We start from the raw sequence: 18,693 nt of genomic DNA, 5'->3' as shown, positions 1-18,693 counted from the left end.
CGCATACCTTTTGCTAACCTCACGTTTTCCCGCCACAATATCGTATCGTCCCCGTTAATCACGACTTCATGCAACGTCTTCACGCATACCCCGACATCCGCGCGATGTTTCGCCGTCTCCTGATTGCTACCGTCACCGGCGTGCTGGCAGCGCTGGCCGTTGCGGTGTTCCGCCACAGCATGTATCTGCTGGAGTGGTTGTTTCTCAGCAACGAAAGCGGAAGCCTGGTGAACGCCGCTGCCGCGTTATCGCCCTGGCGGCGGGCGCTGACGCCTGCGCTGGGTGGTCTGGCCGCGGGAGTGCTGCTGTGGGGATGGCAACGCATGACGGCACAACGTCCCCACGCCCCGACCGATTATATGGAGGCGCTGGAGACGGGTGATGGCCAGTTTGATTACGGCGCCAGCCTGGTGAAATCCCTCGCCTCGTTGCTGGTGGTCGCCAGCGGCAGCGCCATCGGCCGGGAAGGCGCCATGATCCTGCTTGCCGCCCTCGCTGCCTCCTTTTTTGCACAACGTTGTACGCCGAAATCCGAATGGAAACTGTGGATCGCCTGCGGTGCTGCCGCCGGGATGGCCAGCGCCTATCATGCGCCGCTGGCGGGCAGCCTGTTTATCGCAGAGATCCTGTTTGGCACGCTGATGCTGGCCTCCCTCGGCCCGGTGGTGATTGCCGCTGTGGTGGCCCTGCTAACCACGCGCCTGTTAAGTCCCGGCGCGAATACACTTTATGATGTCCATCTCAGCGAGATGCTTACGGCGGTGGATTATTTCCTGATCGTTGGCGTGGGTCTGCCGGCTGGCGTTTGCGGCCCGCTGCTGATGTGGCTGATGGCGGCCAGCCACAGGCTGTTTCTGCGTCTCAAACTTTCACCGCCGTGGCAGCTGGCGCTGGGGGGTCTGATCGTCGGGCTGCTGTCGCTGCTGACGCCGAAGGTATGGGGGAATGGCTACAGCGTGGTTCAGGCGTTTTTGCAGTCGCCGCCGTTGCTGTCGGTAATTGCCGGCGTCTTTTTCTGCAAGCTCCTGGCGGTGCTGGCAAGCAGCGGGTCCGGCGCACCGGGAGGCGTGTTTACGCCAACCTTGTTCGTTGGTATGGCAACGGGAATGCTGTTTGCGCAGATCTTTGCGCTGTGGTTTCCTGGCTCTGAGACGGCGATCCTGCTTGGGCTGGCAGGAATGGCGACGCTGCTCGCCGCCACAACGCATGCGCCAATCATGTCGGCCTTGATGGTATGTGAGATGACCGGGCAGTATTTTTTACTTCCCGGTTTGCTGGTTGCCTGTGTTGTGGCGTCGGTATTGTCGAGAACGCTACGCCACGACTCGATCTACGGCCAGCATACCGCCGAAAGCCGAGAGATCGATATAGTGCGCTAATTCGCGCTGCTCGGCGCGGGGCAGATAAGGCAGTTCGCCTGCCAACGGGCCAGGCAGCTTTTTGCTCAGCACGTCGATGATTTCTGCGTAGTGCGCAAGGCCCGGGTTAATACGGTTCGCCACCCAACCAATCAGTGGCAGGCCGTCATTAGCGATAGCCTGCGCCGTCAGCAAGGCATGGTTGATGCACCCTTCCTGAATGCCCACGACCATAATCACCGGCAGCTGCTCCTGCACCACCCACTCGGAAAGGGGACGTAAATCGTTCATCAGGCTGCGCCAGCCACCGGTCCCTTCAACGACAACGTGATCAACCTTTTCACTCAGATTTGCCAGGCCATCAGAAAGCAGACTGTAGTTGATAAGCCCACTGTGAGCGACGCTGCTTTCCTCTTCGCTTAACGCGATGGGATTGACGGCATCATAAGGCAGTTCCAGAGACGAGACGCTTTGCAGAACCAGGGCGTCCTTATTGCGCAGCCCTTCTGGCGTCTCTTTACTGCCTTTTGCTACCGGCTTGTATCCTGCAACGCGTTTACCGCTTGCCGCCAGGGCCTGAAGTAACGCGCGGGATACGACGGTCTTCCCGACAGACGTATCCGTACCAGTAATAAAGAAACGCTTAAGCATGACTCATTCCACCTCTTGGGTATGCTTCAAAAAATATAAACCAGGTAAATAATTCAGTGGGGAAAGTCTACGGGAAGCGTGCGCTACCCGGCTTGAGATAGCGCAATTTTTCGTACATCTATGGAAAAGAGTTAGCCCTGAAGCAAACGAATCAGTAACGAGCCGTTGTACATCGCATCTTTTACCAGCGCGGCGCCAGCCATCGTACCCTGGTTGGAAAATTGCGTACTTTCGACCACGATGTTTTTACTGTACGCGGGAAGCGCCTGCTGGTTGATGCAGGCGGAAATTGCCGGAAAGAGGATATCCGCCGCCTGGCTGAGCGGGGAGCCGATCAGTATTTTTTGCGGGTTAAACAGGTTCACCATAATGGCCAGAATGCGCCCGACATTATTGCCCACGCCGGTAATGATGTCCTTCGCCAGCAGATCGCCCTGCCTTGCCGCAGTGCACAATGCCTCGACGCTCAACGGTTGACCGTGCAGCGTGGAGCTCATTGACTGGCTGAGCCGCACCTGCGCCAGCTCCAGCACGCTTTCAACGCTGGCAATTGTCTCCAGACAGCCATGGTTACCGCAGTAGCAGCGTTTTCCGTACGGATCGACCTGCGTATGGCCAATCTCCACCAGGCTACTGCTGCCAGCATGCAACAGACGCCCGTCGGTGATCACACCTGCGCCAACGTTATGATCAATCACCACCTGAATCACGTCGCGCGCGCCCCGGGAAGCGCCAAACAACGCCTCCGCCATCGTCCAGGCGCTGATATCATGCTGAATGTAGACCGGCACACCGGTGTGGTTTTCCAGCACGTCGCCCAGCGGCATCTCTTTGACGTTTTCATAAAACGGCATGCGGTGCACAATGCCATTTTCGGTATCAATAATTCCCGGCAGGGTGATCGCAATCGCCGTTAAACGTTCAAGGCGCTGCTGGTGACGAATAAAGAACTGGTCGATGTGGGTCAGAATGGCATCGAGAAGTGGTTGCTCTGCATCGAGCGGGAGGTCCAGCCGGTCTTCCACCACCAGCTTGCTGCTGAGGTCGCGCAGCGCGAGGAAGATTTCCCCGCGGCTAATTCGCAGCGACAGGTAGTGCCAGGCTTCCGTTTCCACCACCAGCCCTACCGCCGGACGGCCACGGCTGCCCGGCTCCTGAATTTCTGTCTCCTGAACCAGATGGGCTTCCAGCATTTCGCGGACAATCTTGGTAATACTGGCGGGTGCCAGTTGTGCCAGGCGCGAAAGATCGATACGCGAAACCGGACCCAGCTGATCAATCAGGCGATAAACGGCGCCCGCGTTGGTCTGCTTGATCTGATCGATATGCCCTGGCTGACTATCAGCAACCACCTCGTACTCCCTTATTTTCGAGCTTCGAAATAAACTGAGGGCTATGGTGAAGCACTTCAATGGCTGACGTCAAATTTTTACTTAGCCATGTGATTTACTGCACATTTTCGCCCGCTTTTCCCTATAAATAACGCCCGTGAGAAGCGGTAATTAATTGTTCTTTGAAACGCTGTGCCGCATGGCTCTGTTCATGATGTTTAGACCACACCAGCCACATCTCCGAGATCGCATCCTGCTCGGCAATATTCACCCAGCGCATTTCCGGCAGTTGTACCCGTTTAAACGAGGCCGGAAGAATCGACACGCCAAGTCCTGCGGCAACGAGACCAATGATCGTCATGGCTTCCCCCACTTCCTGCGCGATAGTCGGGACAAGGCCATATCGCCGCATCAGACCAAGAATATCGTCATACAATCCGGTACCCACCTGTGGGTCAAAAAAGACAAAGGGTTCTTTCGCCAGTTCAGCCAGCGTGACGCTATGCTGCGCGGCGAGCGGGTGATCCCGGGGGATCATCGCCATCAGCGGTTCGCGGAGGATCACCTGCCACGCCAGGGTATCAGGCAACTGCGTGTTACGCATTAGCCCCAGGTCGAGCGATCCTTCATTAAGCGGCGATATTTGCTCCCGGGTATTGATTTCGCGCGTCTGAATATGCACATCCGGAAAGTTACTGCGAAACGAGGATAGCGTTTGTGAAACAGCGCTGATGAAGGGGGCCGACGAGGTAAACCCGATGCGCAGCTCTCCCGTCTCCCCGAGATGAAGCCGTTCCGCTCTGGCGGCGGCGTCCACCACCATACTCAGGATCTGTCGGCTATCGGCGAGAAACTGTTTTCCCGCCGCCGTCAGGCTCACGCTGCGGTTGGTTCGCGCCAGCAAACGCGCCCCAACCTGCTGCTCAAGGATCTGGATCTGTTGGCTCAGCGGTGGCTGGCAGATATTCAGCCTTGCCGCAGCACGACCAAAATGGAGCTCTTCAGCGACGGCGACAAAATAGCGCAGATGGCGCAGCTCGATATTCATATTTTTAAAGTATCATTTCAGATTATTAATATATTAGACAGATTATTTACATTTTCCTACCCTAATCTTGTGGTCATACCCGTCACCAGAAACCACGGGGAAGTTTAAGCAAGGATTATGTGTGAGCCGTACAACGACCGTTGATATCGCGCCGGCCAGCGACATTGATGATTTACCCGCAGTACCGCAGCCGGTTCAGTTTATAAAACGTGGTACCCCCCAGTTTATGCGCGTCACGCTGGCGCTCTTTTCAGCGGGTCTCGCCACTTTCGCCCTGCTCTACTGCGTTCAGCCGATCCTGCCGGTCCTGTCGCATGAATTTGGCGTGTCGCCAGCCAGCAGCAGTATTTCGCTCTCCATTTCAACCGGGATGCTGGCGATCGGTCTGCTGTTCACCGGGCCACTTTCAGATGCCATCGGGCGTAAGCAGGTCATGGTAACGGCGTTAATGCTGGCCTCCGTGTGTACCTTGCTGTCCACCATGATGACCAGCTGGCACGGCATTCTGGTCATGCGCGCGCTGATTGGGTTATCTCTCAGCGGCGTGGCGGCGGTCGGGATGACCTATCTCAGCGAGGAGATCCACCCGAGTTTCGTGGCCTTCTCCATGGGGCTGTACATCAGCGGGAACTCTATCGGCGGGATGAGCGGACGCCTGCTCAGCGGTGTGTTTACCGATTTCTTTAACTGGCGCATTGCGCTGGCCGTAATCGGCTGCTTCGCCCTCGCTTCGGCGCTAATGTTCTGGAAAATCCTGCCGGAATCGCGCCATTTCCGCCCGACTTCCCTGCGTCCGAAAACACTGTTTATCAACTTCCGTCTGCACTGGCGCGACAAAGGTTTGCCGCGACTGTTTCTGATGGGATTCCTGCTGATGGGGTCATTTGTCACGCTGTTTAACTATATTGGCTACCGGCTGATGCTTTCACCTTGGCATCTTAGCCAGGCATTGGTGGGTTTGCTCTCTGTGGCGTATCTCACCGGAACATGGAGTTCGCCAAAAGCGGGCGCCATGACCGCGCGCTTCGGCCGTGGTCCGGTGATGCTGGTGTCCACAGCCGTGATGCTGTTCGGACTGCTGATGACGCTTGTCTCTTCCCTGTGGCTGATTTTTGCCGGAATGCTGCTCTTCTCTGCGGGATTCTTTGCCGCGCATTCTGTTGCCAGCAGCTGGATTGGCCCACGCGCTCGCCGCGCCAAAGGTCAGGCTTCGTCTCTGTATCTGTTCAGTTACTATCTCGGTTCCAGCATTGCCGGGACTCTCGGCGGGGTGTTCTGGCATAACTACGGCTGGAACGGCGTGGGCGGATTTATCGCGCTGATGTTGTGTGCGGCACTGCTGGTGGGCGCGAGCCTGCATAAACGACTGCATTAACATTCAGCCCTCTTCGTGTTTAAATCGAGCCGATGCTAATTTTTGTCATCGGCTGATTCAGACACGAGGACTTCATGAAAAACAATAACTATCAACAACTCACCCGCACCTTCCAGCGTCTCTCCCGCTTCTCTCACCTCTCCTCCATCGCCAGCTGGGACATGTTTACCATGATGCCGCCCGGCGGCAGCGCCGCGCGCGGTGAAGCGCTGGCGGAGATGAGCGTCCTGCAACATCAGATCCTGACCGATAAAAAAGTGGGTGAATGGCTGGCGGCGGCGGCAGAAGAAGATCTGAACGACGTTGAGCAGGCCAACCTGCGTGAAATGACGCGCCACTACCAGCAGGCCACTTTACTGCCGGAATCGCTGGTGGAGGCCAAATCGCTGGCGGGCAGCAGGTGTGAACACGCCTGGCGTACTCAGCGTCCGGCCAACGACTGGCAGGGCTTTTCAGCCAACCTGAAAGAGGTGGTGAAGCTCAGTCGTGAAGAGGCCCGCCTGCGCGCCGAGGCTAAAGGCTGCACGCCTTACGACGCGCTGCTGGATATCTTTGAACCCGACATGACCAGCGCTCGCCTGGATGTGCTGTTCGGCGATCTGAAGTCCTGGCTGCCGGAGCTGCTGGCAAAGGTTGTGGAAAAACAGGCTCAGCGATCGTTCGTTCCGCCACAGGGTCCCTTCCCCACCGCCACCCAGCGCGAGCTGGGCCTGGAAGCGATGAAAATGCTTGGCTTCGATTTTAACGGCGGTCGTCTGGACGTTAGCGCCCACCCGTTTTGCGGCGGCGTGCCGGAAGATGTGCGTATCACCACGCGTTACGATGAAGATGAACTGCTCAGCGCGCTTTTCGGTGTGATCCACGAAACCGGACATGCCCGCTACGAGCAAAACCTTCCGCGAGCGTGGGCCGGCCAGCCCGTTGCGTTGGCGCGCTCTACGGCGATCCATGAATCCCAAAGTCTGTTCTTTGAAATGCAGCTGGGCCGCAGTGAAGCTTTCCTGAAGCATCTGCTTCCGGTGGTCCATGCCCGTTTCGGCAGCCAGGCGGCATTCAGTGAAGAGAATTTTATTGCCTGGAACCAGCGCGTGAAGCCGGGCTACATCCGCGTTGATGCAGATGAAGTGAGCTATCCGGCGCATGTGGTGCTGCGCTATGAGATTGAGCGCGCGCTGATCAATGGCGAAATTGAAGTGGATGATATCCCCGCGTTATGGGATGAGAAAATGCAGGCCTGGCTTGGATTATCCACCAAAGATAACTACCGCAACGGCTGTATGCAGGACATCCACTGGACCGACGGCGGTTTTGGCTACTTCCCGTCTTACACGCTGGGGGCTATGTATGCGGCACAGCTGTTCCATGCCGCCAAAACTGCGCTGCCCGGGTTGCAGGCATCCATTGCCGGGGGCGACTTCTCGGCGCTGTTTGACTGGCTGCGTCAGAATATCTGGCAGCACGGCAGCCGTTTCAGCACGTCGCAGCTCATCACCCAGGCCACAGGTGAAGATCTGAATATCCGCTACTTCCGCGAACACCTGACGTCCCGCTACCTGTAAACGAACGCGCCGGGGGCCACCCCGGCGTTGTACATATGGTTACACGCCGATACCAATCACTCACGGAAACCCCGAATTTACAGGGATATAGTTATTTCAACGGCCCCGCAGTGGGGTTAAATGAAAAACCAAATTCGAGGGTATGAAAATGAAAAAAGTATTAGCTCTGGTTGTTGCCGCTGCTATGGGTCTTTCTTCCGCTGCATTCGCGGCTGAAACTACCGCCACCGCAGCGCCTGCGGCATCCACCGCTGCTCCGGCCAAAACGGTTCACCATAAAAAACATCACAAAGCGGCTAAACCAGCGGCAGAACAGAAAGCGCAGGCCGCGAAAAAGCATCACAAAAAAGCGGCAAAACCTGCGGTAGAGCAGAAAGCCCAGGCGGCTAAAAAGCATCACAAAAAAGCGGCAAAACACGAAGCGGCTAAACCTGCTGCACAGCCAGCAGCGTAAGAGTACAAGCTTAACCGTGCCCTTCGGGGCACGTTGGTAAACCGGCGCTGAACGGGATTGCGGTCAGCGCCGTTTTTTTATCCGGAGGGCGTATGCTGCGGCGCTATCGGTTTGAGTTCATTCTTATCCTGCTAATTTTATGCGCGCTCATCGCCAGCCACTTTTATCTTTCCTGAATGTAGCACGCTGATTTTACTCCCACTTTCTCGCCGTCGCGTCTATAGTATTTTCATAGGGTTCACTTTTAATAATCATAATTACCCCCACCAGAGTGTGATATGCGTAAATCTGTTGTGTTGTTACTGGGAACGTTTAGCCTTTTTGCTGGCTTTTCACATGCGGATGAGGGCGACGATGACGCCATCAGCGCCAAAGAGGTAAAGACGCTGTTTTTTGGTCATGACGATCGTACGCGTGTCACCGATCCTACCGAAGCGCCCTGGGATGCCATCGGGCAACTGGAAACCGCCAGCGGCAATCTATGTACCGCAACTCTCATAACGCCACGCCTTGCGCTGACGGCGGGTCATTGCCTGTTAATGCCGCCCGAAGGCAAACCGGATAAAGCGATCGCCCTGCGCTTTGTCTCGCAGAAAGGGATTTGGCGCTACGAAATTCACGGTATTGAGGGGCGGGTGGATCCGTCGCTCGGGAAACGCCTGAAACCGGATGGCGATGGCTGGATTGTGCCGCCCGGGGCGGCCTCCTGGGATTTCGGGCTGATCGTTTTACGTTATCCGCCGTCCGGGATCGCTCCGCTACCGCTCTTTGATGGTGACAAAGACGCGCTCACCGCCGCCCTGAAAGCCGCCGATCGTAAAGTGACGCAGTCAGGCTACCCTGTTGATCACCTCGATTCGCTGTACACCCATACGGACTGCGTGGTGACGGGCTGGGCGCAAAACAGCGTGCTTTCGCATCAGTGCGATACGCTACCGGGTGATAGCGGATCGCCCCTGATGTTAAAAACCGTTAACGGCTGGCAACTGATTGGCGTTCAGAGTTCTGCTCCGGCAGCGAAAGACCGCTGGCGCGCCGATAACCGAGCGTTGGCGGTGACCGGTTTTCGCGACCGGCTGGAAGCCCTGGCGCAGCAGTAGGCCACTCAGGCCAGTTTAATCATGATCATGCCAGCGAGCAGTAATACCAGCCCTATCCAGCCTTTATGGTTTAAACGCTGCCCGAACATAATCCAGCCTGCCGCCAGGGTGGCGGCAATACCGAAGCCGCCCCACAGCGCGTAGGCCACGGAAAGATCGATGCCTTTCACCGCCTGTGACAGAGCGCTAAACGCCCCCAGAACCGCGGCAATCGATAACAAGCCGTAGGCTTTGCGACGAAAGCCGTCGGAGAACTTCAAAAAGACGTTCGCAATAATTTCCAGAACGATGGCGAAAGCCAGCCAGGCCGCGTGGATCCATTCAAACTGCTGCATGGGTCTGCTCCTTCTGCTGTTTGGCTGGTTTGCGCGTACCCGATTTAATCAGCACGATACCTGCGACCAGGGTCGTCAGCCCGGCAATTTTCATTGTCGTCAGGGTTTCATCAAATATCATGACGCTGAACAGCGTAATCAATAAAATACCAACACCTTCCCACAAAGCGTATGCCACGCCCAGCGCGATTTTTTTAACCGCGAAAGAGAGGAATATATAGGAAAGCGTAATCATGACCAGCATCAAAATAAATCCGGTGCTGCCGTCACTCACGCTCGCCCATTTCATCGACAAGGTGCCGGTAATTTCAGCAACGATAGCCAGAGCTAATAAAATCCAGTAAAACATGTTTTTCTCCTGCTTGAGAATATAATCCATCGAGGCTCGCTGCGAACAGCAAACCAAAAAAGTGGGAATTAAATCAGTTAGCTAAGCGCATAGCGCCAGCTCAGGCAGAAGACGTGACTATAGCGCGGAACGCCAGTGTTGTTCACCGGAAAGCGTGCAGAGGGAGGTAGAAAACAGAGCAGAGTTGTTTGAAAAATACGTCCTGAACAAATTGTCCATAAAATTACAATTATCCGCGGTGTTGCTTCTCGTCTTTGCGGATGAAAATTGTCCTCAGTAGTTGAACACGCCTGATTTGTATCATAAGCCAGGAATTTACTCAAAGCCTTTTCATTTCTTTACCCAGTCTGTTTGATTTTGGTTAGTTTTTTTAATCCGCTTTCCCCTCTATTATAAATAAAAAACTGTTCAGGAACGTCCATGGCCAAACCCATTATCACCCTCAACGGGCTTAAGATCGTCATCATGCTGGGCATGCTGGTGATCATTCTGACCGGCGTTCGTTTTGCGGCCGATATCATCGTGCCCTTTATCCTGGCGCTTTTTATCGCGGTGATTCTCAATCCACTGGTGCAGCGAATGGTGCGGCTGCGCATCCCGCGTGTGCTGGCGATAAGCCTGCTTATCAGTATTATTATCGTTGCGATGGTGCTGTTAGTCGCCTATCTGGGAACCTCCCTGAACGAGCTGGCGCGGACGCTGCCGACATACCGCTCTTCCCTGGCGACCCCGCTGCTGCAAATTGAACCCTGGCTGCAACGCGCGGGTATCGAAGTCTCGGTTGAGGAACTGCTTAAATACATCGATCCGAATGCCGCCATGACGATTGTCACCAGCCTGCTGGCACAGCTCTCCAACGCCATGACCTCGATTTTCCTGCTGTTCCTGACGGTTGTGTTTATGCTGCTGGAAGTTCCACAGCTGCCTGCAAAACTCCAGCACATCATGGTGCGTCCGGTAGAGGGAATGGGTGCTATTCAGCGCGCGCTCGACAGCGTTTCACGCTATCTGGTGCTGAAAACGGCCATCAGCCTCGTGACGGGATTAGTGGTCTGGGGGATGCTCGCCGCGCTGGATGTGCGTTTTGCCTTCGTCTGGGGGCTGCTGGCCTTTGCGCTCAACTATATTCCTAACATTGGCTCCGTGCTGGCGGCGATCCCCCCTATCCTTCAGGTGCTGGTTTTCAGCGGTTTGTATGATGCCCTGATTCTGCTGGCAGGCTATCTGGTGATTAACCTTGTCTTCGGGAACATTCTCGAACCACGGATAATGGGACGCGGGCTGGGGCTTTCAACTCTTGTTGTGTTCCTGTCCCTGATTTTCTGGGGCTGGCTGCTCGGGCCTGTCGGCATGCTGCTCTCCGTTCCGCTGACAATTATTGTCAAAATTGGCCTGGAGCAGACCGCCGGTGGACAAAGTATCGCTGTACTGCTGAGCGACATGAGTCATAAGGCCGATTAATTGTCCATCGACAGCATAGGCTTGCCCGTTCTTCCCGCTTCGCGGTAGTTGCCCACTGCCCGCTGCCATTCCGACAGCGGGTAGAGGGTAGCATCGCTGCACTGGCTGGCGCGCAGTTTAGGCCAGATGCGCCGAAACTCCGCCTGCCACGCCTCAGCGCTCAGCGCGTCCAGATAGTTACGAATGTGAAACCACGCCACGCGCGGCAACGGCCGCTGCTGCCGGAAGGTCTGCCCGGAGAGTAGCCCGTAGCAGACAAAGGTACCGGTTTCGGGCATCACGCTCAGGATCGCCTCCGCCAGGCTGCCGCCCGTGGCGTCGTACACCACCTCCGCTTGCGCGGCGGCAGCGTTGACGGCGGCCGTATCATCTTGCGCAATCGGGACGATCCCCATTTCAGCCAGACGTTGAGCGTGCACGGGCGAGCGATGGATCCCGTAAACCGCCTCTGCACCCGCCTGGCGTGCCCATTGCCCGAGCAGAACGGCGCAGTCAGAACCGGCAGCGGTGAGCAGCACCGTTTTCCCGATCGGAGGATAGCGGTCCAGCATCATCTGAGCGGCAAGCGGGTTGATATACGCCCGCGCGGCAAGAAGCGAGTCGATGTCGTCCGGGACGGGAACCGCATACGCCACCGGGCAGTCGACATAGCGCTGCCAGGTTCCCTGCCCCCGTAACGGCAGAACCCGCTTGCCCAGCAGCGCCGGGTAAGCGGCGGGCGTTTCGGTCACTATTCCGACCCCTTCATAACCGGCTATTGCGGGCAGCGGCGTGCGATGGCGATATGCCCCGGTGATGGGGATGAGATCGGAGGCGTTCACCGGAGAAAAAAGCATGCGCACACGTATCTCTCCCGGCTGTCGCGGTGACAATGGTGTGGTTTCCGCTTGCAGTACCGATTCAGGCTCACCAAACCGGCGATACCAGAGGGCCAGATTACGCATTGCGATCGCGCCATCCCATTTCCGGTGCGACATGTTTCAGGATGGACTCGATCACATGTGCGTTGTATTCCACGCCCAGCTGATTCGGCACGGTAAGCAACAGCGTATCCGCTTCCGCGATCGCTTCATCCTTTCTCAACTGTTCAATCAGCTTGTCTGGCTCTGCGGCATAGCTGCGTCCGAAAATGGCCCGCGTTTTCTCATCCAGATAGCCAACGCTGTCGCTCTCATTGCGGCTTGAACCGAAATACATCCGGTCGCGATCGTCCATCAGGGCAAAAATACTGCGGCTGACCGAAACGCGTGGCTGACGGGTATGCCCTGCCTCGGCCCAGACCTGTCGGTAGGCACGGATCTGTTTTGCCTGCTGAATATGGAACGGCTCGCCGGTTTCATCATCTTTCAGCGTTGAGCTTTGCAGGTTCATCCCCAGTTTTGCCGCCCATACTGCCGTTGCATTGGAGCCAGCCCCCCACCAGATACGATCGCGTAAGCCCTCTGAATGCGGCTCCAGACGCAACAATCCCGGCGGGTTTGGGAACATCGGCTGTGGGTTAGGCTTCGCAAACCCTTCACCGCGTAATACATCAAGCAGTACCTCAGTGTGACGGCGCGCCATATCAGATTCGTTTTCCCCGTCCTGCGGCACGTAACCAAAATAACGCCAACCATCAATCACCTGCTCCGGGGAGCCCCGGCTGATACCAAGCTGTAATCGCCCGCCGGAGATGAGATCTGCCGCGCCAGCATCTTCCGCCATATACAGCGGATTCTCGTACCGCATGTCGATCACGCCCGTACCGATTTCGATGCGTTTGGTTTTCGCGCCTATCGCAGCCAGCAAGGGGAATGGCGAACTGAGCTGGCGGGCAAAGTGGTGCACGCGGAAATAAGCCCCGTCCGCGCCCAGCTCTTCAGCGGCGACAGCCAGATCGATGGACTGTAGCAGCGTGTCAGCTGCGGTTTGCGTGCCGGACTGGGAAGACGGCGTCCAGTGACCAAACGACAAAAATCCGATCTTTTTCATAGTGGAGTATCCTGATAAAGCATTGCGTTATCCCTACTCTACGCATTAACCGATGAGAATAAATGGTGATTATTTAACGGAATGCTTCAAATAAACTGACAGAAATACGCAAATCGCACGCTGCCTTCCCGCAGAGGAGGCATTCTCCTGGCATCTCAAAATGGGATATAGTGTGAACTGTTCTCTTTTTTAACAGGTAACATCAGCAATGGCTCTGATCCCCAAAAACTACGCACGGCTGGAAAGCGGCTACCGTGAAAAAGCGCTAAAAATTTACCCGTGGGTCTGTGGACGCTGCTCGCGGGAGTTTGTGTATTCGAATCTTCGTGAACTCACGGTCCACCATATCGACCACGATCACACCAATAATCCGGAAGATGGCAGTAACTGGGAGTTGTTGTGCCTGTTTTGCCATGACCACGAACACTCAAAGTACACCGAAGCGGATCAGTATGGCACCACCGTTGTCGCAGGTGAGGATGCGCAAAAAGACGTGGGTGTCGCCACGTTTAACCCCTTTGCCGATCTCAAGGCGATGATGAACAAGAAGACGTAATATCTGCAGCTTTACTGCCCATACCTGCCGTATGGGCAGTCAGAAAGATAAAGGTAATGTATTCCAGTCACAGATTTAACAAGGAGACGGCCTTAATATCGGCTTCAGGATTCACGCGTTTTACAACCTCTAAAAACGCAGCAAAGTTTTGATTAAACACCGTCAGATTATTATAAAACTGCACCTGTTTTTCACGGGTTCCCTCAAGATAGCTCACAGACCAGATCCGCCTGTTATTTACCACTGTCGAGCCCGGCTTAATTTTTACGATAGCCGCCAGCTCAATTTTACGGGTGACGCTATTTATGACCTCGTATAAATACTGCTCATCATAAAAGTAGGTTTTACCTGACGATCCGCCAAACCAGGAAGGATGGGTAGAGATTTTTTTCATTCCCCGGCTGTCGGCAACGATGCGCGTTGGATGCCGAATACGCCTGATGAAAAAGCGCATCAGCATAATCAGTGCCGTGAAAGACAGCACTACGAAAAGAAAATTAATGCTCTCCCGCATATTTCGTTACCTGCCACGCATAACTCAAAGTGGCGAAGTATAGCGTAGCCCTGTAGCTCAGGGAACGTACGCGATGCAATCGCAGATGGAACGGGAAATGCTCTTATCTCGCCACGCAATATGATGTGCGGATCTCCTCAGGGTTAAGCGTTATTAACAATTGCTGCTAAGTTGTAAGTTTCTCCTTGCCGGACAGGACAAATCAGTTATCGTGCCAGGCAACTTTTTCAGCAATAAAAAACAGTGGGATGCGCTATGGCGATTTTTGATGGTCACAATGACCTGTTGCTTAATTTATGGCTTCACCATCGCCAGGATCCGGTAACGGCCTTCTTCTCCGGCATTGAGAACGGACACCTCGATTATCCGCGCATGCAGCAAGGCGGATTTTCCGGCGGGCTGTTCGCGCTGTTCGTGCCGCCGCAGGAGTATATCGCCCGCATGGCGCCGCACTACGCCAGCGAGCCGTGGCAACCGATCGACATTCTCTGGCAGCAGTTGACGATCCTCAAGCAGCTTGTCGCACACTCCGATGGGCGGGCGCGATTGTGCCTGAGCGCGGCAGATATCGAACGCTGCCGTCAGGATAAGGTGCTGGCGATGGTGGCGCATATTGAGGGTGCGGGCGGTTTTGACGGCGAGGGTGGCGATCTACAGGCTTTCTATGCCGCTGGCGTGCGCAGCATTGGGCCTTTCTGGAACATTGCTAACCGTTTTGGCACCGGCGTTAACGGGGCTTTTCCCGGCAGCCCGGACAGCGGCCCAGGGCTTACAGCAGAAGGTATCGCCCTTATTAAGCACGCTAACGCCCTGAACATGCTGATTGACGTTTCTCATATGAATGAAAAGGCGTTCTGGGATACTGCTCGTCATTCCTCTTCACCGCTGGTCGCCACCCATTCCAACGCCCATACGCTGTGCCCGCAACCGCGTAATCTGACCGATCGGCAACTGCTGGCTATCCGCGACAGCGGCGGCGTGGCAGGGGTCAATTTCGGCAACGCCTTTCTGCGCGCCGACGGTAAACGCGATAGCGATACCCCGCTGAGCACAATCGTTCGCCATATCGACTATCTTATTAACATCATGGGCGAAGATCATGTTGCGCTGGGCTCCGATTTTGACGGCATCACGTTACCTGATGATTTGCATGATGTGAGTGGTTTACCGCGGCTAATCAGCGCGTTGCGTGACAGCGGCTATGATCAATTTGTGCTGAATAAGCTGCTGTGGGGCAACTGGCAAAAGGTATTGCAAAATGTTTGGCAACAATAGGTTACGTTGTAAACATTACGTTAATTCCTTACATCTTTCGGGTTGAGCTTTGCCCCACTGTGACGCATTATTTGATGACCATCACAAAACTGGCACAAACAATGGTGTTGGTGCTGCATTTTTAAAGAGGAAAATACGATGTGGAAGAAACCTGCTTTTATTGATTTACGTCTTGGCCTGGAAGTGACGCTGTACATTTCCAACCGCTAATCGCTCAGCCCGCCATCCGTGCGGGCATTTTTGTTTTACTACCTGGCCTATCTTCATGTTTATTAAAGTCCTCGGTTCCGCCGCCGGCGGCGGTTTCCCTCAGTGGAACTGTAATTGCGCCAACTGTCAGGGTTTGCGCAACGGTACCCTTCAGGCGACCCCCCGCACCCAGTCGTCGATCATCGTCAGCGATAACGGCGAAGAGTGGATACTGTGTAACGCCTCGCCCGATATCAGCCAGCAGATTGCCCATACGCCAGAATTGAATAAGAAAGAGGTTCTGCGCGGCACGCATATTGGCGGCATTATTCTCACCGACAGCCAGATTGACCACACCACCGGGCTGCTCAGCCTGCGCGAGGGGTGTCCGCATCAGGTATGGTGTACGCCGGAGGTGCATGAAGACCTTTCCAGCGGATTCCCGATTTTTACCATGCTCCGGCACTGGAACGGCGGCCTGATTCATCATCCGATCGCACCGCTCGCCGCCTTTAGCGTGGAAGCCTGCCCTGATTTGCAGTTTACCGCTGTCCCCATCGCCAGTAACGCACCGCCCTATTCGCCGTGGCGCGACCGCCCGCTGCCGGGGCATAACGTGGCGCTGTTTATCGAAAACCGCCGCAACGGTCAGACGCTGTTCTACGCGCCGGGTCTCGGTGAACCCGATGACGACATCCTGCCGTGGCTTAAAAAAGCGGACTGTCTGCTGATTGACGGCACCGTCTGGCAGGACGATGAACTGCAGGCCGCTGGCGTCGGGCGCAATACCGGCCGCGATATGGGCCATCTGGCGCTCGGCGATGAACACGGCATGATGGCGCTGCTGGCCTCACTGCCGGCAAAGCGCAAGATTCTGATTCACATTAATAACACTAACCCGATCCTTAACGAGCAGTCGCCGCAGCGTCACGCCCTCACGCAGCAGGGAATTGAAGTGAGCTGGGACGGGATGACCATCACGCTTCAGGACTAACTATGCACATTCGTGAAACGCTCTCGCCGCAAGAGTTTGAACACGCCCTCCGGGCGAAAGGCGCCTACTATCATATTCACCATCCGTACCATATCGCGATGCATAACGGCGAGGCCAGCCGCGAGCAGATCCAGGGCTGGGTGGCGAACCGGTTTTACTACCAGACGACGATCCCGCTGAAAGACGCGGCCATTATGGCGAACTGCCCGGATCCGCACACGCGTCGAAAATGGGTGCAGCGGATCCTCGATCACGACGGCAGCAACGGTCATGACGGCGGGATCGAAGCCTGGCTACAGCTGGGCGAAGCCGTAGGGCTTAGCCGCGACGACTTAATCAGCGAACGCCACGTGCTGCCCGGCGTCCGTTTCGCCGTGGACGCTTACGTTAACTTCGCCCGCCGCGCCAACTGGCAGGAGGCGGCATGCAGTTCGCTCACCGAACTGTTTGCCCCGCAAATTCATCAGTCGCGTCTCGACAGCTGGCCGCAGCACTATCCGTGGATCAAAGAGGAAGGCTATTTTTATTTCCGCAGCCGCCTCAGCCAGGCCAGCCGCGACGTTGAACACGGTCTGGAGCTGGCGAAGAGTTACTGCGATAGCGCAGAAAAGCAGAATCGGATGCTGGAGATCCTTCAGTTCAAACTCGATATCCTGTGGTCGATGCTCGACGCGATGACCATGGCCTACGCGCTACAGCGTCCGCCTTATCACACGGTCACCGACAAAGCGGCCTGGCACACAACCCGACTGGTATAAGCATGCAAAAAAACTCCATCGTCGCCTTTCGTCGCGGCTATCGCCTGCAATGGGAAGCCGCTCAGGACAGCCATGTCATCCTTTATCCGGAAGGCATGGCTAAACTCAATGAGACCGCGGCCGCAATCCTCGAACTGGTCGATGGCCAACGCGACGCGGCGGCCATCATTGCCATACTCAACGAACGGTTCCCGGAAGCCGGCGGCGTGGATGACGACGTCGTAGAATTCCTGCAAATCGCTTATCAACAGAAGTGGATTATTTTCCGTGAGCCAGAATAAACCCGCCGTCAATCCACCGCTGTGGCTGCTGGCGGAGCTGACCTATCGCTGTCCGCTACAGTGTCCTTACTGCTCTAACCCGCTGGACTTTGCCCGGCAGGATCAGGAGCTGACCACTGAACAGTGGATTGAGGTTTTCCGCCAGGCGCGGGCGATGGGCAGCGTGCAGATAGGTTTTTCCGGCGGCGAACCGTTGACGCGTAAAGATCTGCCGGAGCTGATCCGCGCCGCCCGCAATCTCGGTTTTTATACCAACCTGATCACCTCGGGAATTGGCCTGACGGAAAGCAAGCTCGACGCGTTCAGCGAGGCCGGTCTGGACCATATCCAGATTAGCTTCCAGGCCAGCGATGAAGTGCTCAACGCCGCGCTGGCGGGGAATAAAAAAGCCTTCCAGCAGAAGCTGGCGATGGCCAAAGCGGTCAAAGCGCGCGATTACCCGATGGTGCTGAATTTCGTCCTGCACCGGCACAACATCGACCAGATCGATAAAATCATCGAGCTGTGCATTGAACTGGACGCCGACGACGTCGAACTTGCCACCTGCCAGTTCTACGGTTGGGCGTTCCTTAATCGTCAGGGCCTTTTGCCGACGCGAGAACAGATCGCCCGCGCGGAACGCGTGGTTGCCGACTATCGGCAAAAAATGGCCGCCAGCGGCAATCTGACCAACCTGCTGTTCGTCACCCCTGATTATTACGAAGAGCGACCAAAAGGCTGTATGGGCGGCTGGGGGTCGATTTTCCTCAGCGTGACCCCGGAAGGCACGGCGCTGCCCTGCCACAGCGCGCGCCAGCTACCGATGGAGTTCCCCTCGGTGCTTGATCAGAGTCTGGAATCCATCTGGTATGACTCTTTCGGCTTCAACCGCTATCGCGGGTTTGACTGGATGCCGGAGCCGTGCCGCTCCTGCGATGAAAAGGAGAAGGACTTCGGCGGCTGCCGCTGTCAGGCCTTTATGCTCACCGGGAATGCGGATAACGCCGATCCGGTGTGCAGCAAATCGCCGCATCATCATAAAATTCTGGACGCGCGACGCGAAGCAGCCTGTAGTGATATGAAGATCGGCCAGCTTCAGTTCCGCAACCGTACCCGTTCGCAGCTTATCTATAAAACCCGGGAACTGTAGCGATA

Annotated in this window: 22 protein-coding genes; 14 read left to right on the top strand and 8 right to left on the bottom strand. The window is 55.9% G+C overall.

Annotated elements, in window-relative coordinates:
- Positions 1–68 precede the first annotated feature (68 nt).
- Positions 69–1,379: a voltage-gated ClC-type chloride channel ClcB gene (clcB, locus tag L3069_RS10020; protein ID WP_038415983.1), complete on the top strand. Its 1,311-nt coding sequence runs from the start codon at positions 69–71 to the stop codon at positions 1,377–1,379.
- On the opposite strand, the gene bioD is transcribed toward clcB, so the two are convergent.
- The 3 genes from bioD to L3069_RS10005 all read right to left on the bottom strand — a co-directional run bounded on the left by bioD (position 1,314) and on the right by L3069_RS10005 (position 4,388).
- Complete coding sequence (gene bioD / locus L3069_RS10015) at positions 1,314–2,009, bottom strand: dethiobiotin synthase (RefSeq protein ID WP_038415982.1); 696 nt, start codon at positions 2,007–2,009, stop codon at positions 1,314–1,316. The two genes, clcB and bioD, sit on opposite strands and share 66 nt — an antisense overlap.
- Before the next feature lie 131 nt (positions 2,010–2,140).
- Positions 2,141–3,361, bottom strand: coding sequence for a sugar metabolism global transcriptional regulator Mlc (gene mlc, locus L3069_RS10010; RefSeq protein ID WP_023306104.1), 1,221 nt, complete (start codon positions 3,359–3,361; stop codon positions 2,141–2,143).
- A 121-nt stretch (positions 3,362–3,482) separates the two neighbouring features.
- On the bottom strand, positions 3,483–4,388 hold the full coding sequence (locus L3069_RS10005) for a LysR family transcriptional regulator (RefSeq protein WP_038415981.1): 906 nt from the start codon (positions 4,386–4,388) through the stop codon (positions 3,483–3,485).
- A gap of 121 nt (positions 4,389–4,509) precedes the next feature.
- On the opposite strand from L3069_RS10005, the gene L3069_RS10000 reads away from it, so the two are divergent.
- The 5 genes from L3069_RS10000 (at position 4,510) to L3069_RS09985 (ending at position 8,876) form a co-directional block, all read left to right on the top strand.
- Entirely contained in the window at positions 4,510–5,763 is a 1,254-nt protein-coding gene (locus L3069_RS10000; RefSeq protein ID WP_022647964.1) for an MFS transporter, read from the top strand.
- Between the two features lie 74 nt (positions 5,764–5,837).
- Complete coding sequence (locus L3069_RS09995; protein ID WP_038415980.1) at positions 5,838–7,322, top strand: carboxypeptidase M32; 1,485 nt, start codon at positions 5,838–5,840, stop codon at positions 7,320–7,322.
- Positions 7,323–7,470: 148 nt separating this feature from the next.
- Entirely contained in the window at positions 7,471–7,776 is a 306-nt protein-coding gene (gene asr / locus L3069_RS09990) for an acid resistance repetitive basic protein Asr (protein ID WP_003857459.1), read from the top strand.
- A gap of 92 nt (positions 7,777–7,868) precedes the next feature.
- Entirely contained in the window at positions 7,869–7,952 is an 84-nt protein-coding gene (locus L3069_RS27445; protein ID WP_057979992.1) for a hypothetical protein, read from the top strand.
- A gap of 102 nt (positions 7,953–8,054) precedes the next feature.
- Positions 8,055–8,876: a serine protease gene (locus L3069_RS09985; RefSeq protein ID WP_023299991.1), complete on the top strand. Its 822-nt coding sequence runs from the start codon at positions 8,055–8,057 to the stop codon at positions 8,874–8,876.
- Positions 8,877–8,881: 5 nt separating this feature from the next.
- On the opposite strand, the gene mdtI is transcribed toward L3069_RS09985, so the two are convergent.
- Positions 8,882–9,211, bottom strand: a complete 330-nt coding sequence (mdtI, locus tag L3069_RS09980) for a multidrug/spermidine efflux SMR transporter subunit MdtI (RefSeq protein WP_022647960.1) — start codon at positions 9,209–9,211, stop codon at positions 8,882–8,884.
- A complete protein-coding gene (gene mdtJ / locus L3069_RS09975; RefSeq protein ID WP_032624865.1) occupies positions 9,198–9,560 on the bottom strand; it encodes a multidrug/spermidine efflux SMR transporter subunit MdtJ in 363 nt (120 codons plus the stop codon). The genes mdtI and mdtJ overlap by 14 nt, the downstream gene beginning before the upstream one ends.
- A 420-nt stretch (positions 9,561–9,980) precedes the next feature.
- Here mdtJ and L3069_RS09970 point away from each other — a divergent pair, with 420 nt between their 5' ends.
- Positions 9,981–11,021, top strand: coding sequence for an AI-2E family transporter (locus tag L3069_RS09970; protein WP_003857467.1), 1,041 nt, complete (start codon positions 9,981–9,983; stop codon positions 11,019–11,021).
- Here L3069_RS09970 and L3069_RS09965 read toward each other — a convergent pair.
- Together L3069_RS09965 and L3069_RS09960 are read right to left on the bottom strand one after the other, a co-directional pair.
- Entirely contained in the window at positions 11,018–11,965 is a 948-nt protein-coding gene (locus L3069_RS09965) for a zinc-dependent alcohol dehydrogenase family protein (protein WP_038415978.1), read from the bottom strand. The genes L3069_RS09970 and L3069_RS09965 overlap by 4 nt on opposite strands.
- A complete protein-coding gene (locus L3069_RS09960; protein ID WP_038415977.1) occupies positions 11,958–12,992 on the bottom strand; it encodes an LLM class flavin-dependent oxidoreductase in 1,035 nt (344 codons plus the stop codon). The genes L3069_RS09965 and L3069_RS09960 overlap by 8 nt, the downstream gene beginning before the upstream one ends.
- A 208-nt stretch (positions 12,993–13,200) precedes the next feature.
- Here L3069_RS09960 and yajD point away from each other — a divergent pair, with 208 nt between their 5' ends.
- Positions 13,201–13,548 carry an HNH nuclease YajD gene (gene yajD / locus L3069_RS09955; protein ID WP_038415976.1) on the top strand — a complete coding sequence of 116 codons (348 nt, stop codon included), beginning with the start codon at positions 13,201–13,203 and terminating at the stop codon, positions 13,546–13,548.
- A gap of 67 nt (positions 13,549–13,615) precedes the next feature.
- On the opposite strand, the gene L3069_RS09950 is transcribed toward yajD, so the two are convergent.
- Positions 13,616–14,062, bottom strand: a complete 447-nt coding sequence (locus L3069_RS09950; protein WP_038415975.1) for a hypothetical protein — start codon at positions 14,060–14,062, stop codon at positions 13,616–13,618.
- A 255-nt stretch (positions 14,063–14,317) separates the two neighbouring features.
- Between L3069_RS09950 and L3069_RS09945 the strand changes: the two genes are divergently transcribed.
- From L3069_RS09945 to pqqE, 6 genes are all read left to right on the top strand, one after another.
- On the top strand, positions 14,318–15,337 hold the full coding sequence (locus L3069_RS09945) for a dipeptidase (protein ID WP_038415974.1): 1,020 nt from the start codon (positions 14,318–14,320) through the stop codon (positions 15,335–15,337).
- A gap of 138 nt (positions 15,338–15,475) precedes the next feature.
- Positions 15,476–15,547, top strand: coding sequence for a pyrroloquinoline quinone precursor peptide PqqA (pqqA, locus tag L3069_RS09940; RefSeq protein ID WP_002905689.1), 72 nt, complete (start codon positions 15,476–15,478; stop codon positions 15,545–15,547).
- Positions 15,548–15,602: 55 nt separating this feature from the next.
- Positions 15,603–16,520, top strand: coding sequence for a pyrroloquinoline quinone biosynthesis protein PqqB (pqqB, locus tag L3069_RS09935; RefSeq protein WP_038415973.1), 918 nt, complete (start codon positions 15,603–15,605; stop codon positions 16,518–16,520).
- A gap of 2 nt (positions 16,521–16,522) precedes the next feature.
- Entirely contained in the window at positions 16,523–17,278 is a 756-nt protein-coding gene (gene pqqC / locus L3069_RS09930) for a pyrroloquinoline-quinone synthase PqqC (protein WP_023306095.1), read from the top strand.
- Positions 17,279–17,280: 2 nt separating this feature from the next.
- Positions 17,281–17,559, top strand: a complete 279-nt coding sequence (gene pqqD / locus L3069_RS09925; RefSeq protein WP_003857508.1) for a pyrroloquinoline quinone biosynthesis peptide chaperone PqqD — start codon at positions 17,281–17,283, stop codon at positions 17,557–17,559.
- Positions 17,546–18,688: a pyrroloquinoline quinone biosynthesis protein PqqE gene (gene pqqE / locus L3069_RS09920; RefSeq protein ID WP_038415972.1), complete on the top strand. Its 1,143-nt coding sequence runs from the start codon at positions 17,546–17,548 to the stop codon at positions 18,686–18,688. The genes pqqD and pqqE overlap by 14 nt, the downstream gene beginning before the upstream one ends.
- Positions 18,689–18,693 lie beyond the last annotated feature (5 nt).

The organism is Enterobacter cloacae complex sp. ECL411, from assembly GCF_021869665.1.
GTDB classification, from domain to species: Bacteria; Pseudomonadota; Gammaproteobacteria; order Enterobacterales; family Enterobacteriaceae; genus Enterobacter; species Enterobacter intestinihominis.
This window is presented reverse-complemented; position numbering and strand designations above follow the sequence as displayed.